The organism is Stenotrophomonas sp. HITSZ_GD, from assembly GCF_029543105.1.
Taxonomy (GTDB): domain Bacteria; phylum Pseudomonadota; class Gammaproteobacteria; order Xanthomonadales; family Xanthomonadaceae; genus Stenotrophomonas_A.
This window is the reverse complement of the sequence record NZ_JARQXB010000003.1, coordinates 41,769-66,209: the sequence shown is the minus strand read 5'-3', so window position 1 is coordinate 66,209 and position 24,441 is coordinate 41,769. Positions and strand designations below refer to the sequence as shown.

Genomic DNA, 24,441 nt, shown 5'->3' with positions numbered 1-24,441 from the left:
AACGCGTCGCGGGGATTACTTGATCAGCCGCAGCGTGGCCGGGTATCGGTAGGCCTCGCCGTTGTTGGCCTTCACCGCGGCGATGATGCAGAACACCACGTTGGCGACCCACACCAGGAAGCCGAGGAAGGACAGCAGGCCCAAGGACACGATGGTGAGGATGAAGCAGGCCACGTAGGCGATGGCGATGGTGATCTGGAAGTTCAGCGCTTCCTTCGCCTGGTCGGTGGCGAACGGCTTGGACGGGTTGGCGTCCTTGCTGATCAGCCAGACCACCAGTGCGCCGACGAACCAGGTCAGGATACCCAGCAGGTGGGCCACCAGCGCCAGCGTGCGTTCTTCCTGCGGCGCGGAGGTGACCAGCGGCGGCGGCGGCGGGGAGGCGGAGGTGTCGTATTCGCTCATCGTTCGTTCCTTGGCATGAGAGGGCGCAGGCACTGTCGGTGCCTGCCCCCGATCCTGTCAAGACGTCCGCCCCGATCAGCCCTCGCCGGCCACGGTGAGGCCGTCCACCAGCACGCTACCGATGTGGATGTGCGAGCGCGGGTCGATGTCCGCGCCGACCGCGGCGATGCGTTGGAACATCTGCCGCAGGTTGCCGGCGACGGTGACGTTGTCGACCGGATGGCTGATGGCCCCGTTTTCGACAAGGAAACCACCGGCGCCGCGCGAGTAGTCGCCCGTCACCGCGTTGACGCCCTGGCCCATCAGCTCGGTCACCAGCAGCGCGCGCGACTGCCCGGCGACCAGCTCGGCCAAGTCCTTCGCGTTGGCGGACACCCGAAGGTTGTGCACGCCGCCGGCATTGGCGGTGGTCTGCAGGCCCAGCCGGCGCGCCGAATAGCTGCCGAGCACGTAGCGCTGCAACACGCCGCCGCTGACCAGCGCCGATTCGCGCGTGGCCACGCCGTCGCCATCGAACGCGGCCGAGCGCAGGCCGCGGCGCAGGTGCGGGCGCTCGTCGATATCCAGCCACGCCGGGAACAGCGGCTGGCCGACGCTGTCCAGCAGGAAGCTGGCGCGGCGGTACAGTGCGCCGCCGGAGATCGCGCCGAGCAGGTGGCCGACCAACGAGCGCGAGATTTCCGGCGCGAAGATCACCGGCATCTGCGCGGTGGCCAGCGAGCGCGGCTGCAACCGGGCCACGGTGCGTTCGGCGGCGCGGCGGCCGATCGCCTGCGGGGTCTGCAGGTCCTCGCGGGCCAGCGCGCTGCTGTACCAGCCATCGCGCTGCATGCCCTCGCCCTGGCCGGCGATCAGCGCGCAGCCGATGGAATAGGAGGTCGTGCGTTCGCGCCCGATGAAGCCATGCGAGTTGGCGTACACCGACAGGCTGGCGTTGCTGCCCACCGAGGCGCCATCGGAATTGCCGATGCGCGGGTCGGCGTCGCGGCCGGCGGCTTCGCACGCCAGCGCGAGGTCGACCGCGGCGTCGGCCTCCAGCGCCCACGGGTGCCAGCTGTCCAGGTCGGGAAACGCGCGCGCCATCAACGCGGCGTCGGCCAGGCCGGAAGCCGGGTCGTCCTCGGTGTGGCGGGCGATCGCGCAGGCCTGGGCCACGGTGGCCTCCAGGCTGGATTCGTGCAGGTCGGCGGTGCTGGCGCTGCCCTTGCGGTGGCCGAAATAGACGGTGACGGCGATACCGCGATCGCGCGTGGATTCCACCGTCTCGACCTCGCCGAGGCGGACATTCACGTCCAGCCCGGTTTCCTCGCTGCAGCTCACTTCGGCCTGGCTGGCGCCCAGCGCGCGGGCGCGCGCAAGCAGCCGTTCGGACAGCTCGGACAAGCGGTCCAGGCGGGCCTGGCTGTCGTCGGCGGCGTGAAGATCGGGGGAGATCGCGTTCAATGCTTTATCCTGTGCGAGTCAATGCCGCGCGTGGGTCGCGGCCAAGAAGAATTGGAAAGACGATGCGCGGACGTGACGAAGAAACCGGTGAATTCCTCGGCAGCAGCCGCAGCCAGCAACGGCGCGAAGCCCTGGAAGTGCTGGCCCTGGGCGAGAAACTGGTGGCGCTGACCCCGGCGCAGCTCTCGCGCCTGCCGGTGCCCGAATCGTTGGTTCCGCACATCGAGGAAGCGCGCCGCATCACCGCACATATCGCCCACAAGCGCCAGCTGGCGTTTCTGGCCAAGCAGATGCGCCGCGAGGACGACGAGACACTGGAGAAGATCCGCGAGGCGCTCGACGCCAACAGCGAGACCTCGCGCCGCGAGGTGGCGACCATGCACCGCCTGGAGCGCTGGCGCGAGCGCTTGCTGGCCGAGGGCGACGAGGCGCTGACCGAGTTGCTGGAGGAATATCCTCACGCCGACCGCCAGCACCTGCGTGCGCTGCTGCGCAACGCGCGCGAGGAGAAGCTGCGCAACAAGCCGCCGCGCGCGTTCCGGGAAATCTTCCAGGTGCTGCGCGAACTGGCGCGCACCGCCGGCGAGGACGATGCCGGCGAAGAAGCCGACGATACCCCCGCGCGCGAAGAAGACTGAGCGCGGGCGCGCGCCGCGTCGCCACGCGCCCTGCCCGCTCCACGCACCCGCGCGCATGCGCGCCTCAGGCCTGGGTGCCGCCGACGGTGAGCCCGTCGATCAGCAACGACGGCTGGCCCACGCCCACCGGCAGGCTCTGCCCATCCTTGCCGCACACGCCCACGCCTTCGTCCAGCGCCAGGTCGTTGCCGACCATGCGCACCTTCTGCATGGTTTCCGGCCCGTTGCCGATCAGCGTGGCGCCCTTCACCGGCGCGGTGATCTTGCCGTCCTCGATGAGGTAGGCCTCCGTCGCCGAGAACACGTACTTGCCACTGGTGATGTCGACCTGGCCGCCGCCGAAGTTCACCGCGTACAGGCCCTTCTTCACCGAGCGGATCATCTCCTGCGGGTCGTGCTGGCCGGCGAGCATGTAGGTGTTGGTCATGCGCGGCATCGGCAGGTGCGCGAAGGACTCGCGGCGGCCGTTGCCGGTCGGCGCCATGCCCATCAGGCGCGCATTGAGCGTGTCCTGCATGTAGCCCACCAGCACGCCGTCCTCGATGAGCGTGGTGCAGTTTGTCGGCGTGCCTTCGTCGTCCACGTTGAGCGAACCGCGGCGGCCCGGCAGCGTGCCGTCGTCGACGATGGTGACGCCCGGCGAGGCCACGCGCTGGCCGATGCGTCCGGCATAGACGCTGGTGCCCTTGCGGTTGAAATCGCCTTCCAGCCCGTGGCCCACCGCCTCGTGCAGCAGCACGCCGGGCCAGCCGGCGCCCAGCACGACCGGCATCGTGCCGGCCGGCGCGGCCACCGCGTCCAGGTTCACCAGCGCCTGGCGCAACGCTTCGCGCGCGAAACCTTCCGGGCGGCCGTCGGCGAACAACTCCGCATAGCCGTAGCGGCCGCCACCCCCGGCGTAGCCGCTTTCGCGGCGGCCGTTGTGCTCCACGATCACCTGCACGTTGAGCCGCACCAGCGGGCGCACGTCGGCGGCGAGCACGCCGTCGCTGCGCGCCACCAGCATCGTGTCCACCCCGCCGGACAGGCTCACCATCACCTGCTTCACCCGCGGGTCGGCGGCGCGCAGGAACTGGTCCAGGCGGCGCAGCACGTCGAGCTTGGCGGCGTTGTCGAGATCGTCGATGGGATCGGTGGCCGGGTACAGCGCCCGGCCCTGTCCGCCGACCAGCGCGCGCGCCGGCTGCGCGCCGCCGTCGCGGGAGATCGCCCGCGCGGACTGCGCGGCGGCCTGCAGCGCCTCGCGCTGGATATCGTCCGAATACGCGAAGCCGGTCTTCTCGCCGGCAATCGCGCGCACGCCCACGCCCTGTTCGATGGAATGCGCGCCATCCTTGACGATGCCGTCTTCCATGCTCCAACTCTCGCGGCGCGAATGCTGGAAATACAGGTCGCCGAAATCCACCCCGGGCCCGAGCAGGGTGCCGAAGGTGCGGTCGAGGTGCCCGGCATCGAGGCCGGCGGGGAGCAGCAGCCGGGTTTCGGCCAGGGCGAGTGCGTGATCGGTCATGTGCTCAGGATGGGGGCCGGCGTGGCCGCGCACAAGCCGCGATCTGGCGGAAACGTGCGCAAACGCGGGACACTTCGCCCACGCCCCGGCCGGGAATGCCGATGAAGTTGACCGCCTACGTCCTCGATGGCCACACCCTGGACATCCGCCCCGCCCCGCGCGAACGCGACTGGATGGACGCCACCGAGCAGCACTACGCCTACCGCTGCCTGCCGCTGGCGATCGCCAACTCGCACGGCTGGGAGCTGCTGTGCCAGACCGGCTTCATGGCCGAATGGACCGGCGGCAACGCATTGAACGACGTGCGCATCTACGCCGACCCCGGCACCCACGCCCCCGCCGTGAGCCACTTCGGCTACGGCGTGCTGACCTTCCATGTCCCGTGCCTGTTCCGCACGGAGGAAGGCGTGGACCTGATGGTGGGCGGCCCGGTGAACCGCCCCAAGGACGGCATCGCCGGCCTGACCGGCATCGTGGAAACCGACTGGAGCCCTTACACCTTCACCATGAACTGGCGTTTCACCCGCCCGGGCCGCGTGCGCTTCCAGGCGGGCGAACCGTTCTGCCACCTGTTCCCGTTGCAGCGCAGGATGCTGGACGACTGCAAGGCCGAATGGCGCCCGCTTTCAGACGAACCGGACCTGGAACGTCTATACACGCAATGGACGCAAAGCCGCGGTCAGTTCCTGCAGGACCTCAACGACCCGAACTCGGAGGCCTCGCGCGAACGCTGGCAGCGCGGCTATTTCCGCGGCGTCACCGGCGACTCGCCGACGCCCGAACCGGGCCACCGCACGAAATTGCGGTTGCCGGGTTTCGTGCGGGCCGAAGAAGACGCGGAGAAGAAGGATTGAAGGGTCGCGGCTGAAGCCACTCCTACAAAAGGGCGGCAAAAAGGCACAGGGGTGGATGCAGTGCAAAGGCGCCGGGAACGTTTCGGGCAAGCGGTGGGCAAGCCGCATCGGGACCGTAGGCGACATGGATGTCGCCTACGAGCCTCCAGGGACGGATTCACGGCGTGTCCCGATGCGGCTTGCCCACCGCTTGCCGCACGGTAAACCCCACCGCTGCTCTGCGCGAAAACCTAACCGAAAGCCCTAGTCCTTCGGATCCGCCTTCTTCCCAGCAGCAGGCGTGGCATCGGCCGCGTCGTGCTCCTCGCGCCCGACGACCTCCACCTTCGGATCTTTCCACGGCCCGGTGACCCGGTAAGTGCGCGCGCCCAGCTCGCCGAGCGGCTTGGACAGCACCGCATTGGCCGCCGCCCCCACCGCCGCGCCCACCGGCCCGCCGGCCACCGCGCCCACCACCGTCAGCAAGTTGCCCGACTTCGGATGCACGTCGATGGTCTGGTCGAACTGCTGCTGGCGCAGGTCGGCCGCGCCGCGGATGTCGATGTCCGCCGCCGGCCCCTCGATGCGCACCTGGCTGGTCTGCGCCAGCCCGTCGCCGAAGCGCACCTCGCCATCGATGCGGTTGAACGCGAAACCCTTGGAGAAGAAATCGCGGAAATCCAGCATCAACCGCCGCGGCAGCTGCGCCACGCTGAGCAGGCCCAACACCCGGCCCGCGCCCGGCTCCACTTCCAGCAACTGCCCGTTGCGTGCCGCTACCTTGAGGTTGCCTTCCAGCGCCGCGAGCTTGAAACCGGTGGGCGAGCCGGGCCAGCCCGCATCCAGCTGCAGCTCGCCCTCGCCAGCGCGCAACTGCCCGCCAAACCCCAGGTCGCGCACCAGGTCGCCCAGGTTGCGGCTGTCCAGCCGCGCCGACAGCCGCGTCGTCGCCGCCTCGCCCTTGCCGCGCCACGCGCCGGTCAAGGCGATGTCCTGGTCGGCCGAGTGCAGTTGCAACTGGTCCAGCTGCAAACCGTCGGTGAGACGGCGCGTGCGCAGCACCGTCTTGCCGAGCTTGAGCTTGCCCAGCTGCAGGTCGGCCACGTCCAGCGCCAGCGGCGGCAGCTTGGCCGGATCGATTTCGTCCACCGCGCGGCGCTGCGGCTCGGGCACGCTCTGCGCCAAGGCGCCGCTCGCGGTGGCCTCTTCATCGGCGGGTGGCGCGGCCGGCGCCGCGGCGGATTGCCAGTAGACGCGTTGCAGGTCGCCACGCACCACCGCGCCGTCGGCGTTGGGCACCTGCAGCGTGCCCTGCAACGAAGGCCCGTCCAGCTGCACGGCGATCTCGTCGCGCTGCGGCTTCAGGCGCAGGCGGGTCTGCGCGAATGCGCCGCCGATCAGCAGCAGGCGATCGGCCTGCACGTCCACCTGCTGCAACGGCAGGCTGTCGCCTTCGTCGCTGTCGCCGCCGCGCGCCAGGCTGATCCAGTCCATCGCATCGAGCGAGGCGGTGTGGCCGGTCACGACCAGGCCATGCTCCGGCGGCGCGTCGGCGACGGTGTCGCTGCCCATCACCACGCGCACGCCCGTGCGGTCCTTCTGCGTCACCGCCTTCAGCGCCACCAAGTGCCCGAAGGCCACGTCGACCTCGCCGCTGCCCAAGGGCAGCGCGACATCGACGCGTGTCGGCAGGGGCCGGTCGGCGGGCTTGTCGAGCGGGGCCGGCAAGTCGAGCGTCGTGCCGACCAGGTCCGAATCCAGCCGCAGGTGGCTGGCCGGCTCGGCCTTGCCCGGCTGCGCGCGGGGCAGGCTCACGCCCACCCGCCAGTTCGACGCGCCGTGTACGTAAGGCTGCAGCCAGGCCATCTGCGGCGCGCGGTCGAACAGGTCCTTGGCTTCGAGCAGCGAGGTGTAGCTGGCCTCGAACGCCTGCGCCGGGTCCTTCACCGGCGCGCCGGCACGCAGGTCCAGCGTGCCCGCGTTGCCGTGGTGGCGCACCGACAGCCCCTCGGCGGCGAAACCCCCGCTGCTGTACTGGGCCGTGCCCTGCACCTGGTCGAAGGCCAGGTCCCAGCGCTTGTCGGCCAGCTTGGCGCCCTGCAGCGCGACCTGCCCTTGCAGGTGGCCGCCCGGGCCGCCGTGCAGCGGCAGCAGCAGGTCGAAGCTCGTGTCGGCCGGGCCGCTGACCGTGACGTTGTCGAGCGTGTCGCCATAGCTGGCGTGCAGCGGGCTGCGCCGCAACACCGAGAGCAGCCGCGAGGCGTCGGCATCGGTCTGGGCGCGCACGTACAACTGGCCTTCGCCGAAATCGGGAATGCCCGCCTCCAGCCGCCCCACGGGCGCGCCGGCCAGGTCGCCGCGGCCATGCAGCTCGAACCCGTTGCCGATGAAGGCGACATCGGCCTCGACCTGCTCCATCGCCGGCCAATCGCGCTGGAAGCGGATCACGCCGTCGCGGATGTGGCCGGTGGCCTCGAAGCGACCGTTGCGTTCGTCGAAAGGCCATTCGTCCAGGTCGCCGCTGACCAGGCCGGTGCCGCCGGTGACCGTGCCGCCGGCCAGCGCCATGTCCAGCCAGTCCACCGCGTTCTGGCTCATCTTGCCGTGGACCCAGAACATGCTGGCCACCGGCACCGGGGCATCGTCCAGCTCGGCGGCCAGGTCGATGCGCGGGCGCGTGCCATCGGCCTGGAACCACAGGCCGCCGCGCACGTTGGCGGCGTATTCGTGCGATTGCACGCGCAGCGCCGGGGTGGCCACGCGCCAGCCGCCGCCTTCGCGCCAGCCGACGATCTCGCCGGCCAGCCGCAGTTCGTGCACCACGCCGAAGCCCCACGGCCAGTCGAAGCGAACCAGCGCGGCAGGCACCGGCCGCAAGCGCACGCCATCGGCATCGCCTTCGAATTCGCCCTGCAGGCCACTCAGCCCGGGCGCGTGGCCGGCGCTGGCGAAGGCCAGCTCGTCCAGGCGGCCTTCGGCCCACAGCGGGCCGCCCTGCTCGCCGGCCACCCGCAGGCGCCCCAGCCGCAGCGCCGGCCGCGACTGCTGCAACCAGCGGCGCAGGCCCGGCTCGACCTGGTCGGTCAGCCCGAGCACGGCGAGCAGCGGGGTGGCGTCGAGATTGCGGCCGCTCATCGCGTAGCGGCGCCCGATGGCGACGGAGAGGCTATCCAGCGGCTGCACCTTGCCGCCGGTGGTGATGCGCAGCAGCGGCGCGTCCACGCGCCAGCCCTCGGGGGTGGTGCGCCAGCGCAGGCTGGCCTGCAGGCGGTCCCAGGCCACGGCCGGCACCGGCCCGTTGGCGGCGGTACCGCGCAGGCGCACGCTGCCCAGGTCGGCCTGGGTGGTGACGGCGACGATGCGGTTCGCTCGCAGCTGCGCCCACACCTGCGCGCGACCCTCGCCGCCGGCCAGCTGCACGCCGGCCGCCTTGAGCAGCGGCGACCAGGCGGCGAGATCGGCCGGCGATGCCGCGGCATATGCGGTGCCGTCGCCGGCATGGCGGTCGAAATCCAGCACCGCGCTGAGCGGCGCATGGGCGGTATCGATCCAGGCGCGGCCGCCGGCGCGCACCTGGTGCCCGCTCACGCGCAGGCGCAGGTCGATGCGCGGCAGCTCGGTGTCGATGCCGATGCCCGGCGCGTGCACTTTCAGCCGCCCCCCCACCACCTGCAGTTCGCCCAGCCGGCGCAGCGCATCGAGCGGATCGCCGCTGCCGGTGCTGGGCAGGCCCTGCACGGACCACGCGCCGTCCTCCGCGCGCTGCAAGGTGAGCGCCAGGTTGCGCAGGCGCAGCTCGGTGAGCGAGCGTCCGGGCAACAGGCCCGAGTACATCGCCACCATCACCTCGGCCTCGCCCACCCGCACGCCGTCGCGCGCACCGACGCGCAGGCCCTGCAAGCGCAGCAGCGGGCCGCGCCGCGTCCATTCGGTGCGCATGGCGTCGAAATGCACGGGCTGGCCGGCGCGCGCGCTCAGCCAGGCTTCGACCTTCTGCGGCTGCCGTTCCACCAAAGGCAGCAACTGGCTCAGCGCGCCCACCAGCAAGGCGACCAGCACCACGCCCAGCGCCAGCGTGTAGCTGGCATAGCGGCGGGTGAGGCGCAGGCGGCGGCGCAGCGGCGTGGGCATCAGGGTCCGGAAAACGGGCGGCAGGCAGGACGGAGCCGCACAGCATGCCAGCTGCGGGCGGAACTCCACCGCAACGGCGTCACGAAAGCCCCTTCACCGCGCCGGGCCGCCCGGCCGGCCTTCACAACAACACCACGTCGAACTGCTCCTGCAGGTACTGGTCGTCGGACTGGAAGCTGATGGTCTTGCCGAGGAACTCCTCCAGCTCGGCCACCGCCGTGGACTCCTCGTCGGTGATCCGCGCGACCACCTTCGGCGAGGCGATCACCAGCAGGCGGGCGGCGTCGAACTGGCGCACCGCGCGGGTGATCTCGCGGAAGATCTCGTAGGTCACCGTCTCGGTGGTCTTGATGCTGCCGCGCCCGCCGCATTCCGGGCACGGCTCGGAGAGCTGGCGTTCCAGGCTCTCGACGGTGCGCTTGCGGGTCATCTCCACCAGGCCCAGCGGGGAGAAGTCGTACACCGTGGTCTTGGCATGGTCGCGCGCCAGCGATTTCTCCAGCGTGCGCAGCACCTGGCGGCGGTGCTCGGGATCGTCCATGTCGATGAAGTCGATGATGATGATGCCGCCCAGGTTGCGCAGGCGCAGCTGGCGCGCCACCGATTGCGCCGCCTCCAGGTTGGTGCGGAACACCGTCTCCTCCAGGTTGCGCTGGCCGACGAACGAGCCGGTGTTGACGTCGATGGTGGTCATCGCCTCGGTCTGGTCGATCACCAGGTAGCCGCCGGACTTGAGCGGTACCTGCTTCTCCAGCGCGCGCCCGATCTCGTCCTCGACCCCGTACAGGTCGAAGATCGGCCGGTCGCCGGCATACAGTTCGATGCGCTCGGCCAGCACCGGCATGTACTTGGCGACGAAGGCCTGCAGCTGCCCGAAGGTTTCCTTGGAATCAACCTTCACCTTCTCCACGTCCTTGCGGATCAGGTCGCGCACCGAACGCAGCGGCAGGCTCAGGTCCTCGTAGATGATGCTGCACGGCGGCGATTCGCGGCCGCGGCGCTCCACCACGTTCCACACCCGCGAGAGATAGGCAATGTCCTCGGCCAGCGCCTCGGCCGGCTGGCCCTCGGCGTTGGTGCGGATGATGTAGCCGTAGCCGCCGTGGCTGGCGGCCAGTTCGGTGACCAGGCCCTTGAGCCGCGCGCGCTCGGATTCGTCCTCGATGCGCGCCGACACGCCGACCACCTTGGACTGCGGCAGCAGCACCAGGTAGCGCGAGGGGATGCTGATCTGCGTGGTGAGCCGCGCGCCCTTGCTGCCGATGGGGTCCTTGACCACCTGCACCACCACGTCCTGGCCGTCGCGCAGCAGTTCCACGATGGGCACCGCGGTGGCCGGGGTCAGCGGCGGCTCGCCGGATTCGACCACGCCGGGCGGAGCCACGCGCACCACGTCGTTGGCGTGCAGGAACGCCGCCCGTTCCAGCCCGACCTCGACGAAGGCCGCCTGCATGCCGGGCATTACCCGCTGCACCTTGCCCTTGTAGATGTTCCCGACCACGCCGCGGCGCCAACCGCGCTCGATGTGCAGCTCCTGCAGCATGCCGTTCTCGATCACCGCCACGCGGGTCTCGCGCGGGGTCACGTTGACCAGGATCTCTTCGGACATCAGGGCGCTCCGTGGGGGTTGAGCAATTGCGCGGTCTGGTGCAGCGGCAGGCCCATCACGCCCGAATAACTGCCTTCGAGGTGCTGGACGAAACTTTCGGCACGGCCCTGGATCGCATACGCCCCGGCCTTGCCCATGGGCTCGCCGGTGGCGACGTAGGCGGCGATGGTGGCCTCGTCGAGCGGCGCGAAGCGCACCCGCGACACCACCGTATCGACCTGCTCGCGCCCGCCGGCCTCCACCAGCGCCAGCGCGGTGACCACGTCGTGGGCCTGGCCGGACAGCGCGCGCAGCATCGCCGCCGCGTCCTGCGCATCGGCCGGCTTGCCGAACACCCGCTGGCCTAGGATCACCTCGGTATCGGCGCCCAGCACGCGTGCGTCTGGGTCGCGCTCGCGCACCGCGGCCAGGCCGGCGCGGGCCTTGTCCAGCGCCACGCGACGCACGTAATCATGGGCCGGCTCGTCGGCGCCGCGCACTTCCGGCACGTCCAGGTCCACGACCTGGAAGGGGATGGCAAGGCGCTGCAGGAGTTCGGATCGGCGGGGGGAACGGGAAGCGAGCCAGAGCATCGGCGAAGCATAACCCGCGGCCCCGCGAAGCCGCGCCCTCACCGGCGGCGCACGCCCGGCTCACAGGCGGTTCATCGTGCCGAAATCACGCTGGCCCCGCCCATCCTCAAGGACCGTCGAATGCGCACCCGCTTCAAGCCCCTGCTGCTTGCCCTTTCCCTTTCCCCGCTGGCCCTCGCCATGACCGCCCAGGCCCAGACCGCCGCCCCCGCCTACACCCTGCCCGCCGACGCCACGATCCTCAACGTGTCTTCCGAGGCCGAGGCCAGCCGCGTGCCGGACATCGCCCGTCTTTCGGCCGGCGTCGTCACCCAGGCCGCCGACGGCAACACCGCCATGCGCCAGAACGCCGAGCAGATGAGCAAGGTGGTCGCCGCGATCAAGGCGGCGGGCATCGCCGACAAGGACGTGCAGACCAGCGGCATCAACCTCAGCCCGCAGTACCAGTACAAGGAAAACGAAGCGCCGAAGATCAACGGCTACCAGGCCAGCAACACCGTGAGCCTGAAGGTGCGCGACGTCTCGCGCCTGGGCAAGGTGCTCGACGCCCTGGCCGCCCAGGGCGCCAACCAGATCAACGGCCCCAGCTTCGAGATCGACAACCCCGAGCCGGTCTATGACGAAGCCCGCATCGCCGCGCTGAAGAAGGCGCAGCAGCGTGCCGACACCTACGCCCGCCAGCTGGGCTTGAAGGTGCGCCGCATCGTGAGCATTTCCGAAGGCCGCGGCGGTGGCGTGCGCCCGGTGATGATGATGGCGGCGCGCGCGCAGAGCGCGGCCATGGACACCCCGGTGTCGCCTGGCGAGACGACGCTGTCGGTCAACCTGGACGTGACGTTCGAGCTGGCCAGGTAAGCACGAGCCCGCAGCAAAGCACTCGGGGCCGGTCGATCCGGCCCCGTTTTTTTTGGAGCGACCGTCCACCCTCGCCGTCCCGCCCTGTTCGCGCTGGACGATCGAGCGTCCGGGCGGCAGGCCGCGCCCACCCCAAACCCAACCGAAGCAAAACGCGCCAAACCGACACCCTATCCAGCCACCCGGGCCTGGGCCAATGATCGAACCGCAGGCGTGCCTCCGGTGGCGGCGTCTTCCGGGGACACCCGTGCAGCATCACTCCGCAGTTCCTTTTCCAAGGAGGTGGGACATGGTTCGCACGCACTATTCGCCGTTGGCCTTCCGCTTCGATCCCTCGCGCATCCTCGCCCTGAGCACGGCGATTGCCCTGCACCTGCTCGCCCTGTTGCTGCTGCTGGTTCCGTTGAGCCGCCGCCCCGCCCCGGACGCACCGCCGCCGGTTGTGCCGCGCTGGCAGATCCCGATCACTGTGCCCACGCCGCCCGTGCCTGTTCCGATCGCACCGGCCGAACCACGCCCCGTGCCCCCGACCACCCCCGTCCACCGCAGCGCGCCCACCCCGCCGACCCCCGGCATCGCCGAAGCCACTGCCGACAGCGCGCCCAACGCCGTGCCCGCGCAAGCGGCGCCCGCCCAGCCCACCTTCGACACCGGACCGGCGATGACGCCGCCCGCCGTGGGTGCGAGCCTGCAATACCTGCGCGCCCCGGCGCCCGCGTACCCGCGCACCGCGCTCAAGGACCGCCTGGAGGGCACCGTGCTCCTGCAGGTCCACGTGGATACCGAAGGCCGGCCCGTGGCCGTGGACATTGCCCGGAGCAGCGGCCACCGCGTGCTGGACCAGGCGGCACAGCAGCAGGTGATGCGCCAATGGCGGTTCCGGCCGGCGATGCAGGACGGCCAAGCCGTCGAGGCGATCGGCCTGGTGCCGGTGGCGTTTTCCCTGAACTAAGCCTGGCGCGCAGCGCGACGGCGGCGGCCGGCTGCGGCCGCCGCCGCCGCACTGCAGCAATCCGATCCCGTACGGACAGAAGCGCACACGTTCGCCGCCGTTGACGGCAAATTGTAAATTTTGGCGCCGTGTGGCAAAAATTCCACCAAAGTCACATTTGTGCTGCAAGCATGAATTTTTCGTGACGCGGCGTTTAAACCTGAGTAGATTCTGAATATCGGCCTCGCGGGGTGACCTTCGGGCCTTGCCGCCGATATCGCAAAGAACCCTACTCAGGAGAGAGAGCTAGTGGCAGTCAACCAGCGAACCAAACGGGTCCTGCAGCGCTCGGCGCTCAGTCTGGCCCTCGGCATTTGCTTCAGTCCCACGCTGTACGCGCAGTCCAATACCTCCGGCGCGATCTTTGGCCAGGCCGGCGCCGGCGCCACCGTCCAGATCCAGAATCCTGCGACGGGCTTCTCCCGCTCCATCACCGTCGGCAACGACGGCGCTTACCGTTTCTCCGCCCTGCCGACCGGCACCTACACCGTGACCTACACGGGCACCGATGGCAGCACGTCGACCCGCGAAGGCGTCAACGTCAACGTGGGCACCGGTACGCCGGTCAACTTCGCCGCCGGTCGCGGCGATGCCGCCTCCACCCTGGATACCGTGCAGGTTCGCGCCACCTCGGCGGTGAACCCGATCGACGTCTCCTCGGTGGAATCGACCACCATCCTGACCTCCGAGCAGATCGCCAAAATCCCCGTCGCGCGCGACGCCACCTCCGTGGCCCTGCTCGCGCCGGGCACCGTGCGTGGCGATACCGCGTTCGGCAACCTGGCCTCGTTCGGCGGCTCGTCGGTGGCCGAGAACCAGTATTACGTCAACGGCTTCAACGTCACCAACTCGTTCCGCAACCTCAACTTCTCGCAAATCCCGTTCGAAGCGGTCGCCGAGCAGCAGGTCAAGACGGGCGGTTACGGCGCCGAGTTCGGCCGTTCCACTGGCGGCGTGGTCAACCAGATCACCAAGCGCGGTACGAACGAGTTCCACGCCGGCGGCAACGTGTTCTACACCCCGCGCTCGCTCAACGCCGACACCGTCAACTACTACTACCGCAACCCGCTCGCCCCGGACGATGTGGGCACGCTGGCGCAGGACAACTCCAACGTCGACACCAACCAGTGGATCACCTCCGCGTGGGCGTCCGGCGCGCTGGTCAAGGACAAGCTGTTCGCCTACGGCCTGGTCTCCTACGGCGATACCGACAAGGGCCTGGCCGGCACGCCGTTCGGCGACAAGCCGGCCGACGAGGAAACCAAGCGCCCGACGTGGCTGGTCAAGGTCGACTGGAACATCAACGACAGCAACAAGCTGGAACTGACCGGCTTCAACGACACCAGCAAGATCGACACCGACGTCTACAACCCGGCGAACGGTGAATACATCGGCACCCGCAAGCAGGAGAACGGTGGCCAGAACTGGATCGGCAAGTACACCGGCTACTTCACCGACAACTTCACCATGTCGGCGCTGTACGGCCACGGTGAGTTCAAGCGCAAGGACGGCGCGCGCACCGCGACGGGCCTGGACGTCAGCTACAGCGGCGACCTCAACGACCCGGCGTCCGGCTGCCCGCGCGTGCTCGACGTGCGCCCGGCCTACCGCCAGGCGCTGACCGGCGGGGAAATCACTTCCTCGTGCAACATCACCAACGACGCCATCGACCGCGCCGACTCCAAGGACACCCGCGACCAGTTCCGCGTGGACTTCGAGTGGTCGCTGGGCGACCACCTGATCCGCTTCGGCTACGATCGCGACGACTACGAGTCCGTGGCCGGCACCTCGATCGAAGGCGGCCGCTACTGGCGCTACTCCACCAACAATGGCCCGGACGGCCTGCCCAACACGGGCGACGAGTTCGACATCGTCCGCGAGCAGATCGTCAACCAGGGTTCGACGGTCAAGCTCAAGCAGTGGGCCATGTACGTGGAGGACAGCTGGAACATCACCGACACGTTCCTGGCTTATCTCGGCGCGCGCTGGGATACGTTCGAGAACTTCAACGGCGATGGCCAGGAGTACGTCAAGATCGACAACCAGTTCGGCCCGCGCCTGGGCTTCAGCTGGGACGTGCTGGGTGATTCGACGCTGAAGATCTACGGCAACGCCGGCCGTTACGCCCTGCCGCTCACACCGAGCGTGGCCGTGCGTGGCGCCAGCGCCTCGCTGTATACCCGCCAGAACTACAACTACACCGGCGTGGACCCGGTCACCGGTGCGCCCACCGGCCTGACCCCGCGCGGCGGCCTGACCTACATCAACGGCGAGTTCGGCGAGCCGAAGAACCCGGCCACCATCGCGGCGACCAACCTGGACCCGATGTACCAGGACGAGTACATCCTGGGCTTCCAGAGCCAGATCACCGACCACCAGGCCATCGGTGCGCGCGGTATCTACCGCAAGCTCAAGGCGGCGATCGACGACAACTGCGATTACACCCCGATCTACGACGCCGCCGTTGCCGACGGCCTGACCCCGAACATCCCCAACGCCGGCTTCCCGTACTGCCGCCTGTTCAACCCAGGCAAGGATTCGGTGTTCCTGACCGACGTGGAAGGCAATGGCGTGCTCACCGAGTACACCATCCCCGCCGACCTGCTCTCGCCGAAGGCCAAGCGCGAGTACAAGGCGCTGGAACTGTTCTGGGACGGCAGCTGGGAGAAGTTCTTCTTCCAGGCTTCGTGGACCATGTCCTGGAACAAGGGCAACACCGAAGGTGGCGTGAAGTCGGATATCGGCCAGGGCGACACCTCGGTCACGCAGGACTTCGATTACAAGGAACTGATGGTCGACTCCTACGGCTACCTGCCCAACGACCGCCGCCACAGCGTCAAGATTTTCGGCAACTACCAGTTCACCGACGAATGGTCGCTGGGTGCCAACATCCTGGTGCAGTCCGGCCGTCCGCAGAACTGCCTGGGCGTGCTGTACCCGTACCACGGCGGCATCCACCCGTACGGCTCCTCGTTCTTCCGTTGCGGCACCACCGAAGCCGGTGGCGCGGACGGTCCGTCCGTGGCCGTGCCGCGCGGCACTTACGGCCGCCTGCCGTGGACCAACTCGCTGGACCTGAACATCGCCTACCTGCCGCACTGGGCCCCGGGCCTGCAGTTCAAGGTGGACGTGTTCAACGTGTTCGACCAGCAGAAGGTCACCGCGTTGTCCGAAGTGGCCGAGGACGGCACCACCGGTGCGCCGCTGAACACCTTCGGCGTCTACCGCAGCACGCAGGCACCGCGTTCGTTCCGCTTCATGGTGCAGTACGACTTCTGATCCACCGCGGTATCACACAGAGAAGCTACACGGCTCTTTTACTCCGACGGCCGCCGCAAGGCGGCCGTTTTTTCCCGAGCCGGCCTGGAAGGAAGAATGCAAGAACGGCTTGACCAGCTCTGGCGCGAGGGCCAGGCACACGAAAGCAGGGCGGACTACCCGGCCGCGGGCGAAGCCTACGCCGCCATGCTCGCGCTGCATCCCCATCATGTTCCCGCGTTGCTGCGGCTGTCGCGCTTCGCGCAGGAACGCAATGCATACCCGCAGGCTCACCAGTACGCCTTGCGCGCGGCCGACGCCGTGCGGCTGGGCGGCAGCACGCGCCTGCTGGCCTACGTGACGCTGCGCCTGCTCGACTTCGCCGAAGACGCCGAGGTCGCCTCGACCATCCTGGGCGCGGACTGGCGCGATCCGGACGTGCTGCGCCAATCGCCTTCGCTGGCCCAGCACCTGTGGCTGGCCGGCCGCTACGACGACGCGCAGCGGCTGCTGGACGCGGTGGAACCGCAGGTCGGCGCGCATCCGCTGCTGCGCTTCACGCGCGGCCAGCTGAAGCAATACCTGGGCGACCTGGAAGGCGCCGCCACCCATTACGAATCCGCACTCGCGCTGGCGCCCCACTTGCCGGACGTGCACTGGGCAATCGCCAAGCTGCGCCCGAGCGGCAGCCCGGCGCGCTTGCAGCGCCTGCGCACGGCGCTGGCATCGTCCACCGACGAGCCTGGCCGGGCCCAACTGTACTACGCGCTGTTCCACGAACTCGACGCCGCCGACGAACGCGACGCTGCGTGGGCGGCGCTGGCCGAAGGCGCGGCGCGGATGCGCCAGCTGCACCCGGATACCTCGCAAGCCACGCGCCACGCGCGCGCCGAACGGTTGATGGCCAGCGACTGGGCGCCGCTCGCCGCGGCGCCGAAGGCCGTGCAGCCGCGCCCGATCTTCATCCTCGGCCTGCCGCGCTCGGGCACCACCCTGCTGGACCGCATGCTGGGCAACCACGGGTGGGTGAGCAGCGTCGGCGAGCGCAACGACCTCATCGCCGCGGCCAGCGAGGCCGCCGGGCAGTTCTACCCGGGGCTGTGCCAGTTGGAAGACCCGCTCGCCTTCCTCGCCGGACAGGACCTGGGCGCGATCGGCCACGCCTACCAGCAGCGCCTGCGCCGCGCCGCGCCCGCCACCGCGGCGGCCATCGACAAGCACCCGCGCAACCTGTTCGAGCTGCCGCTCATCCTTGGCGCGCTGCCGCAGGCGCGCATCGTCTGCGTGCGACGCGACCCGATGGACGTGGCCTTCTCCAACCTCAAGGAACTGTTCCAGGGCGGTGCGTACGCCTACAGCTACGACTTCGACACGCTGGCGGCGGAAGTGAACCTCGCCCGGCGCTGGATGACCCACTGGGCCGAGCGCGCGCCGGGCAGCGTGCACGTGGTGGACTACCGCTCGCTGGTCGAGGACACCGAGCCCACGCTCTCTGCGCTGCTCGCTTTCCTCGACCTGCCACCGTGGCCCGGCCTGGCGCATCCGGAACGCAACCCCGCGCCGGTCAGCACCGCCAGCAGCGTGCAGGTGCGCGGCGCGGTCCATCGCGGCGCGCTGGATGCATGGCAACGTTATGCCGCCCCGCTGGCACCGCTGGCGGAGCGGCTCGCGGACGCCGGCCGATGAACACCACCGCCGGCACGCAGATCGCCGCGCTGGTCGCGCAGGCCGAGCAGTTCGCCGCGCACGGCGATTTCGCGCGGGCGATCGGCTGCCACCAGCGCGCGCTGGCGCTATCGCCGGGGCGCGTGGACAGCCTCCTGCAGCTGTCCTATCTCTACTCGCTGGCCGGCCACTATCGCGGCGCCGAAGCCTGGATGCAGCACGCGCAGGCGAGCCCCCAGGCGACGCCGCAGCAACTGGCCGCGATGATCCCGCGCCTGCGCACGTTCAACGACATCCCCGCGCTACGCCGCGTATTGGCGCGCCTCGGGCCGCCGGCGCGCATGCAGGTGCCCGCGCTGATCACCGCCGCTTCGCACCTCACCTACGCCAACCTGCCCGAGGAGGCCATCGCCTATCTCGACGAGGCCAAGCGCGCCGACCCGGACTACCCCGCCACCCTGCTCGCGCGTGCGCAGGTACTGATGTATCTCGGCCGTTTCGACGAAGCGGAGCAGGACATCGTGCGTTCGCAACGGCGCGCGCCGGAGATCGCGCAGGGCTACTGGCTGCGGGCCGCGCTCGGGCGCCAGAGCGCCGAGCGCAACGGCGCGGCGGCCATCCGCCGCGAACTGCAACGCCCGGGGCGCACCGCCAACGACATGGCGCTGCTGGAATTCGCGTTGCACAAGACCCTGGACGACCTCGGCGAATACGACGACGCGTGGCAGGCACTGACGCGAGGCTGCGCACACAAGCGCGCGACGCTGGATTACGACGACGCCCGCAACCAGCGCCTGTTCGACGCCCTCACCGCCCTGCCGCCGTTGCCGCAGGCCGAGGCGAGCGCCGATGGCGCGCGGCCGCTGTTCATCGTCGGCATGCATCGCTCCGGTACCACGCTGCTGGAGCAGATGCTGTGCGGCTCGACGGAAGTGAAGGGAATCGGCGAACTGTACGATTTCACCAGCGCCATGCGGCACGCCACCGACCACCATTGCCGCGGCGTGGTGGACGAGGAGATCGTGCGCAGGGCCGCCGCCATCGACCCGTTGGCCACCGGCGCACGCTACTTGCACAGCACGTCGTGGCGCCTGGACGGCGAGCGCTGCTTCACCGACAAGCTGCCCTCGAACTTCCTCAACATCGGCTTCATCGCCGCCACGCTGCCGCACGCGCGCATCCTGCACATGGTGCGCGACCCGGTGGAGACATGCTTCTCCAACCTGCGCGAACTGTTCTCCGAGGCCAATCCATACAGCTACGACATGCATGAGCTGGCCCGCTACTACCAGCGCTATCGCCGCCTGATGGCGCATTGGCATGCGCGTTTTCCGGGCCGGATCCTCGATGTGTCCTATGCGCGGCTGGTGCGCGAGCCGGAAGCGGTGATGCACGAAGTGGCCGCGTTCTGTGGCATCGCGTATTCGCCCGGCATGTTGAACAGCGAAAGCCGGCAGCGCGGCGTGGTCACCGCCAGCGCGGTGCAGGTTCGCGCACGCCCGAGTGCGTCCGAACGCCCGAAGTGGGCACCGTATGCGGCTGGACTCGCGCCCATGATCGAGGCGTTGTCGCAGCACGACTGACAAACCTGAGCCACTCAGGTAGCTATACCTCAGCGCAACAAAACGCCTGCGTATTAAGGCCTTTTTCACTACTCACTCACCCAGAAAAAACCAAATTCGCCGGCGTCGGCGCCCCCTCCCGACATATTTGCCAAGTTTCTTCATCCTTGTCAGGAGAGAGCCGTGATTCGTCATGTCCCGCCCCATACGGCGCGCCGTCGCACGCCCTTGTCCGCCGCCCTGCTGGTCCTGCTCGCGCCGACCGCCACGCTGCCCGCCTTCGCGCAGGAGTCCGAAGCACCGACCAACCTGGACCGCATCACGGTCACCGGTTCCAACATCCCCCGCACCAACACCGAAACGCCTTCGCCCGTGCAGGTGGTGACGCGCCAGGACATCGACCGCACCGGCAAGACCACCGTCGCCGAATACCTGCAAACGCTCACCTCCGACGGCGCGGGCTCCATTCCCAAGACTTTCGGTAACGGCTTTGCCGGCGGTGGCGCGGGCATCTCGCTGCGCGGCCTGGGTGCCGGCTCTACGCTGGTGCTGTTGAACGGCCGCCGCATGGCCACGTATGGCCTGGCCGACGATGGCCAGAAAGTCTTCACCGACCTGAGCACGATCCCGCTCGATGCGGTGGAACGCGTGGAGGTGCTCAAGGACGGCGCGTCGGCGATCTACGGTTCGGACGCCATCGCCGGCGTGGTCAACATCATCCTGCGCACCGATTTCACCGGCGCCATCCTGCGCGGCTCCTATGGCATGTCCGACGACAGCGACGGCAACGCGCGCAAGGCGACGTTGACCGCCGGCACCGGCAATCTCGCCGAGGACGGCTGGAACGCATTCTTCAGCCTGGATGTCGGCAAGACCGACGCCATCAAGGCCTCCGACCGCAGCAACCGCAAGTGGATCGGCACCGGCGACCTGCGTCCGTGGGGCTACAGCGCCGGCGGCAGCCAGTTCCTCGGCGGCGCGATCACCGGCGGCGGCACCGGCGGCGGCAGCTCGCAAGTCGGTAGCGTCTTCGTGCCCGGCACCGATCCGGCCACGCTCACCTCGCTGCCCGGCTGCGCGCAGCTGTCCAATGTCAGCCCGCAGGATCCAGGCGGCGGCTGTCTGTGGGACATGGCCGACTGGCGCGACCTCACGCCGGAAGAGAAGTACGTCAACCTGTTCGCGCGCGGCACCTTCGCCTTCGGCGAGAACTCGGAGGTCTACACCGAGTTCGGTTACTCGAAGAAGGAAACCGTGTTCCACAACACGCCGTCCAATGTTTCCGGCGCGTGGGGCTATCCCGGCGGCCCGGTGAACGCCAACAGCGGCGCCGGCGCGGTGGTGCTCGGCGTCGGCCATCCGGACAACCCGTACGACGAGCCGGTGCGCGTGCGCTACAACGCCGCCGATGTCGGCGGCCGCGTCACCGACAACACCAACGAGTTCTTCCGCTTCCTCGCCGGCGTCAAGGGCACCTGGGGCGATTGGGACTACGACACCGCCTACCTGCACTCGTCCACCAACCTGGTCAACAAGCGCACCGGCTTCCTGCGCTACAGCGCCGTGCAATGCGCGCTGGGCAACGCGGCCTGCCCGGGCGGGGTGTGGAATATCGGCCTGGGTTCGGACGCCAACCCGCAGAGCCTGTACGACTACATCTCCCCGGAAATCCGCGCCTACGCCAAGTCGAGCCTGGACATGTTCGACTTCACCGCCTCGCGCGCGCTCTACGACCTGAAGGGCGGCCCGCTCTCGCTGGCGTTCGGCACCGAGTGGCGCCGCACGACCAACTCGCTGACGCCGCAGACCTACACCGACGTGGGCGACATCATCGGCCTGGGCTACTCGGCCTACGACGGCACGCAGAACGTCTACGCCGGCTACCTGGAGCTGTCCGCGCCGATCCTGGAGACGCTGGAGTTGTCCGGCGCGGTGCGCTACGACAAGTACGAAAGCGGCGACGATGCGGTGAAGCCGAAGGTCGGCTTCAAGTGGAACCCGGTGGACTGGTTCGCCCTGCGCGGCACTTACGCCGAAGGCTTCCGCGCCCCGAACCCGGCCGAGAACGGCGATGGCGGCTTGGCCGCCTTCTCCAACGCGCTGGACCCGGTGCGCTGCCCCAACGGCACGCCGGCGCCGGGCGGCACGGCGGACGACTGCGGCTTGCAGCCGGTGGCGATCATCACCACGCCCAACCCCAACCTCAAGCCGGAAGAATCCAAGAGCTACAGCCTGGGCATCGTGCTGCAACCCACGCGCACCACCTCGATCACCGTGGACGCATGGCGCATCAAGCGCACCAACGAGATCGCCCAGGGCTCCACCGCCGATGCCATCGCCGCCGGCGATGTGTTGCGCGATACCGACCTGCTCAATGGCGTGCCCGGCACCGGCTCGATCCTGGCGATCAACACGCAGTACGTGAACGCCAATTCGTCCGAGGTGGAGGGCGTGGATACCGACATCCGCCAGGACATCCCGATGGGTGCCTACGGCGACATGCGCCTGGACCTGCAGTGGAGCCACATCAAGAAGTTCGAGCGCACCGAGGGTGACATCACCCACGAGTACGCCGGCACCCACGGCAACTGCGATGTCACCAACTGCATCGGCACCCCGAAGGACCGCGTGAACTTCGGCGCCACCTGGAACTACAACGCCTGGACGGTAAGCGGCATCCTCAACTACATCAGCAGCATGGACAACACGCCCGAGACCGGCGGCAGCAAGGACGAGACCTGCCTGAACTTCCGCGCCGACGGCTCGCCGGCCCCAGGCGATTGCGAACTGGCCTCGTTCACCACGTTCGACCTGTCGGCCAACTGGAAGGCGACGGACGCGCTGGAGATTTTCGGCTCGGTGCAGAACGTGTTCGACCGCACCGCCCCGCTGGATCCGGCGACCTATGGCGCGATCAACTACAACCCGCTGCATTTCAGCGGCGCGATCGGCCGTTATTTCACCGTGGGGGCGAAGTACACCTGGAACTGAGCAGGCAAGTCAGCACTTCCTCCGGCCCGGGCAGCGATGCCCGGGCTTTTTTTGCTCCCAGGACTTGCGGCGAGCGGACGCCGTACGGTCGCGACTGAAGCTGCGCCTACAGGAGATAAGCGTCGATTAGCGGAAACATCGGCGCGGCGAGATGGGTGCCGCTTTTTCGGTCCCCTTGCGCCGAAGGGTCGAGCCGGCGGGCGGCATGCCCTTTCGGGACCGTAGGCGACATGGATGTCGCCTACGAGCCTCCATGGATGGATTCACGGCGTGTCCCGAAAGGGCATGCCGCCCGCCGGCTGCGCGACAGCAGCAAAGCGGCCATCCACGACAGCGCAGAAAGATCAGGCCCGATGGTAAGGATGATTGGCCAACATAGCCGCAGCGCGATAAAGCTGCTCGGCCACCACGAGCCGCACCAGCATGTGCGGCAACGTCAGCGGCCCCAGGGACCAGCGCTCGTCAGCCAGTTTCACGACGTCGGCCGAGTGCCCTTCCGGCCCCCCGATCAGGAACGCCAGATCGCGTCCCAGCGTGCGCCAATGTTCCATCCGCTGCGACAGCTGCTCGGAGCTGTACGGCTTGCCCGGCACATCCAGCGCCACCACGTAAGGCTGCTTGGGGAGCGCGGCGATCACCCGCCGCCCCTCGTCGTCGATGGCCCGTTGCGCATCGCGCCCCTTGCCACGCAGGCCCGGCTCGATTTCCACCAACTCCAGCGGCAACCAGTGCGACAACCGCTTCTGGTATTCGGCAAACCCCTGCGCCACCCAGGCCGGCGCACGCTCGCCGGTGGCGATCAAGCGCGCCTTCATCGCCGCGCGGTCACGCGTCCTGGTCGAACTCGGCCGGCGGCTGGTCGCCCACCGTCCACAGGCGCTCCAGCGCGTAGAACTCGCGCACGCGCGGCAGCATCACGTGGACGATCACGTCGCCCAGGTCCACCAGCACCCACTCCGCCTCGCGCTCGCCTTCCACGCCCAGCGGCATCAGCTCCAGGCGCTTGGCGAACTTCACCACCTCGTCGGCGATGGACTTCACGTGGCGCGTCGAGGTGCCCGACACCACCACCATGTAGTCGGCCACGCTGGACTTGCCGCGCACGTCGATCTCGACCACATCCTTGCCCTTGAGCTCCTCGATGGCCTCGCGGACGGTCGCCAGCAGCTGCGGCACCGACGGCGGCGGGGTGGGAATCTGGGTCTTGATGACTTGGGCTTGGCTGGTCAAAGCGGGCAACTCGATGGGAATGGCGCGGATTATAGGCAAATGGCGCGGGCGGCGCGTTCAGGCAGGCCGCGCCGCATACAGGCCATGGCCTTCGATGTAGCGCGCCACCGCCGCCGGCACCAGCGCGCGCCAAGGGCCGCCCTCGGCAATTTCGCCGCGCACCTGGCTGGCCGATTCGGACCGCAACGGCTGGTGCAGCCGCCACAGCAAGCCGCCCGGCCGCTGCCGCAACTGCGCCGCATCGCCGGTCCAGCGCGGCTGCGCCCAGGCCGCCAGCTCCGCGGGCAGGGCCGCATCGAGCCCACTGCCCGGCCGCTCGGCGATCACCAAGTGCGCCAGCTCGCCCAGCTCGCGCCAGCGATGCCAGCCCGCCAATCCCACGAAGCTGTCCGCGCCCATCAGCCACGCCAACGGCCGCGTCGGCCCGAAGGCGTGACGCAGTTCGCGCAACGTGTCGTAGGTGTAGGAAGGACGATCGCGCGTGCGTGCGCGCTCGATCTCGCGCAGGTCCAGGCGCAGCCCGGGCAACCCCTCGATGGCCAGCGCGATCATCGCCGCCCGCTGCGCCGCGGCGGCGCCGGGTGCCGCGCGGTGCGGCGGATCGGCCGCCGGAATCAGCCACACCGGCACGTGCAGCGCATCGCGCGCGGCGCAGGCGATGGCCAGGTGACCGGAATGGATCGGGTCGAACGTGCCGCCGTAGCACAGCCGCAGCGCGTCCTCGGCGTCCGGGGCGTGCATCGCCGCG

General features: G+C 69.3%; 17 protein-coding genes. 8 read left to right on the top strand and 9 right to left on the bottom strand.

Annotation, left to right across the window (positions count from 1 at the left end; all coding sequences use genetic code 11):
* Positions 1-15: 15 nt before the first annotated feature.
* On the bottom strand, positions 16-405 hold the full coding sequence (locus P6166_RS03735) for a DUF4870 domain-containing protein (protein WP_277763193.1): 390 nt from the start codon (positions 403-405) through the stop codon (positions 16-18).
* Between the two features lie 75 nt (positions 406-480).
* Complete coding sequence (gene pmbA, locus P6166_RS03730) at positions 481-1,848, bottom strand: metalloprotease PmbA (RefSeq protein WP_277763192.1); 1,368 nt, start codon at positions 1,846-1,848, stop codon at positions 481-483.
* 62 nt (positions 1,849-1,910) lie between these two features.
* Here pmbA and yjgA point away from each other — a divergent pair, with 62 nt between their 5' ends.
* Positions 1,911-2,486, top strand: coding sequence for a ribosome biogenesis factor YjgA (gene yjgA / locus P6166_RS03725; RefSeq protein WP_277763191.1), 576 nt, complete (start codon positions 1,911-1,913; stop codon positions 2,484-2,486).
* A gap of 64 nt (positions 2,487-2,550) precedes the next feature.
* Here yjgA and tldD read toward each other — a convergent pair whose 3' ends face one another.
* A complete protein-coding gene (gene tldD / locus P6166_RS03720; RefSeq protein WP_277763190.1) occupies positions 2,551-3,996 on the bottom strand; it encodes a metalloprotease TldD in 1,446 nt (481 codons plus the stop codon).
* 101 nt (positions 3,997-4,097) lie between these two features.
* Here tldD and P6166_RS03715 point away from each other — a divergent pair, with 101 nt between their 5' ends.
* On the top strand, positions 4,098-4,850 hold the full coding sequence (locus P6166_RS03715; RefSeq protein ID WP_277763189.1) for a DUF6065 family protein: 753 nt from the start codon (positions 4,098-4,100) through the stop codon (positions 4,848-4,850).
* 243 nt (positions 4,851-5,093) lie between these two features.
* On the opposite strand, the gene P6166_RS03710 is transcribed toward P6166_RS03715, so the two are convergent.
* The 3 genes from P6166_RS03710 to P6166_RS03700 all read right to left on the bottom strand — a co-directional run bounded on the left by P6166_RS03710 (position 5,094) and on the right by P6166_RS03700 (position 11,141).
* On the bottom strand, positions 5,094-8,960 hold the full coding sequence (locus P6166_RS03710; protein WP_277763188.1) for a YhdP family protein: 3,867 nt from the start codon (positions 8,958-8,960) through the stop codon (positions 5,094-5,096).
* A 121-nt stretch (positions 8,961-9,081) separates the two neighbouring features.
* Entirely contained in the window at positions 9,082-10,569 is a 1,488-nt protein-coding gene (gene rng, locus P6166_RS03705; protein WP_277763187.1) for a ribonuclease G, read from the bottom strand.
* The gene (locus tag P6166_RS03700; RefSeq protein WP_277763186.1) at positions 10,569-11,141 is read right to left on the bottom strand and encodes a Maf family nucleotide pyrophosphatase; all 573 of its coding nucleotides are present in this window, start codon (positions 11,139-11,141) and stop codon (positions 10,569-10,571) included. The genes rng and P6166_RS03700 overlap by 1 nt, the downstream gene beginning before the upstream one ends.
* Before the next feature lie 120 nt (positions 11,142-11,261).
* Here P6166_RS03700 and P6166_RS03695 point away from each other — a divergent pair, with 120 nt between their 5' ends.
* From P6166_RS03695 to P6166_RS03670, 6 genes are all read left to right on the top strand, one after another.
* A complete protein-coding gene (locus P6166_RS03695; RefSeq protein WP_277763185.1) occupies positions 11,262-11,996 on the top strand; it encodes an SIMPL domain-containing protein in 735 nt (244 codons plus the stop codon).
* 289 nt (positions 11,997-12,285) lie between these two features.
* The gene (locus tag P6166_RS03690; protein WP_277763184.1) at positions 12,286-12,948 is read left to right on the top strand and encodes an energy transducer TonB; all 663 of its coding nucleotides are present in this window, start codon (positions 12,286-12,288) and stop codon (positions 12,946-12,948) included.
* A 288-nt stretch (positions 12,949-13,236) separates the two neighbouring features.
* A complete protein-coding gene (locus tag P6166_RS03685; protein ID WP_277763183.1) occupies positions 13,237-16,266 on the top strand; it encodes a TonB-dependent receptor in 3,030 nt (1,009 codons plus the stop codon).
* Positions 16,267-16,362: 96 nt separating this feature from the next.
* Positions 16,363-17,931 carry a tetratricopeptide repeat-containing sulfotransferase family protein gene (locus P6166_RS03680; RefSeq protein WP_277763182.1) on the top strand — a complete coding sequence of 523 codons (1,569 nt, stop codon included), beginning with the start codon at positions 16,363-16,365 and terminating at the stop codon, positions 17,929-17,931.
* Positions 17,928-19,493: a sulfotransferase gene (locus P6166_RS03675; protein ID WP_277763181.1), complete on the top strand. Its 1,566-nt coding sequence runs from the start codon at positions 17,928-17,930 to the stop codon at positions 19,491-19,493. Before P6166_RS03680 ends, P6166_RS03675 begins: the two co-directional genes overlap by 4 nt.
* 165 nt (positions 19,494-19,658) lie before the next feature.
* A complete protein-coding gene (locus tag P6166_RS03670; protein WP_277763435.1) occupies positions 19,659-22,463 on the top strand; it encodes a TonB-dependent receptor in 2,805 nt (934 codons plus the stop codon).
* Positions 22,464-22,807: 344 nt separating this feature from the next.
* Here P6166_RS03670 and rlmH read toward each other — a convergent pair whose 3' ends face one another.
* The 3 genes from rlmH to nadD are packed head-to-tail and all read right to left on the bottom strand — an operon-like array spanning position 22,808 to position 24,434.
* Positions 22,808-23,278, bottom strand: a complete 471-nt coding sequence (gene rlmH, locus P6166_RS03665; RefSeq protein WP_277763180.1) for a 23S rRNA (pseudouridine(1915)-N(3))-methyltransferase RlmH — start codon at positions 23,276-23,278, stop codon at positions 22,808-22,810.
* Between the two features lie 10 nt (positions 23,279-23,288).
* Positions 23,289-23,693 carry a ribosome silencing factor gene (rsfS, locus tag P6166_RS03660; RefSeq protein WP_277763179.1) on the bottom strand — a complete coding sequence of 135 codons (405 nt, stop codon included), beginning with the start codon at positions 23,691-23,693 and terminating at the stop codon, positions 23,289-23,291.
* Between the two features lie 57 nt (positions 23,694-23,750).
* Positions 23,751-24,434, bottom strand: a complete 684-nt coding sequence (nadD, locus tag P6166_RS03655; RefSeq protein WP_277763178.1) for a nicotinate-nucleotide adenylyltransferase — start codon at positions 24,432-24,434, stop codon at positions 23,751-23,753.
* Between the last annotated feature and the right edge of the window lie 7 nt (positions 24,435-24,441).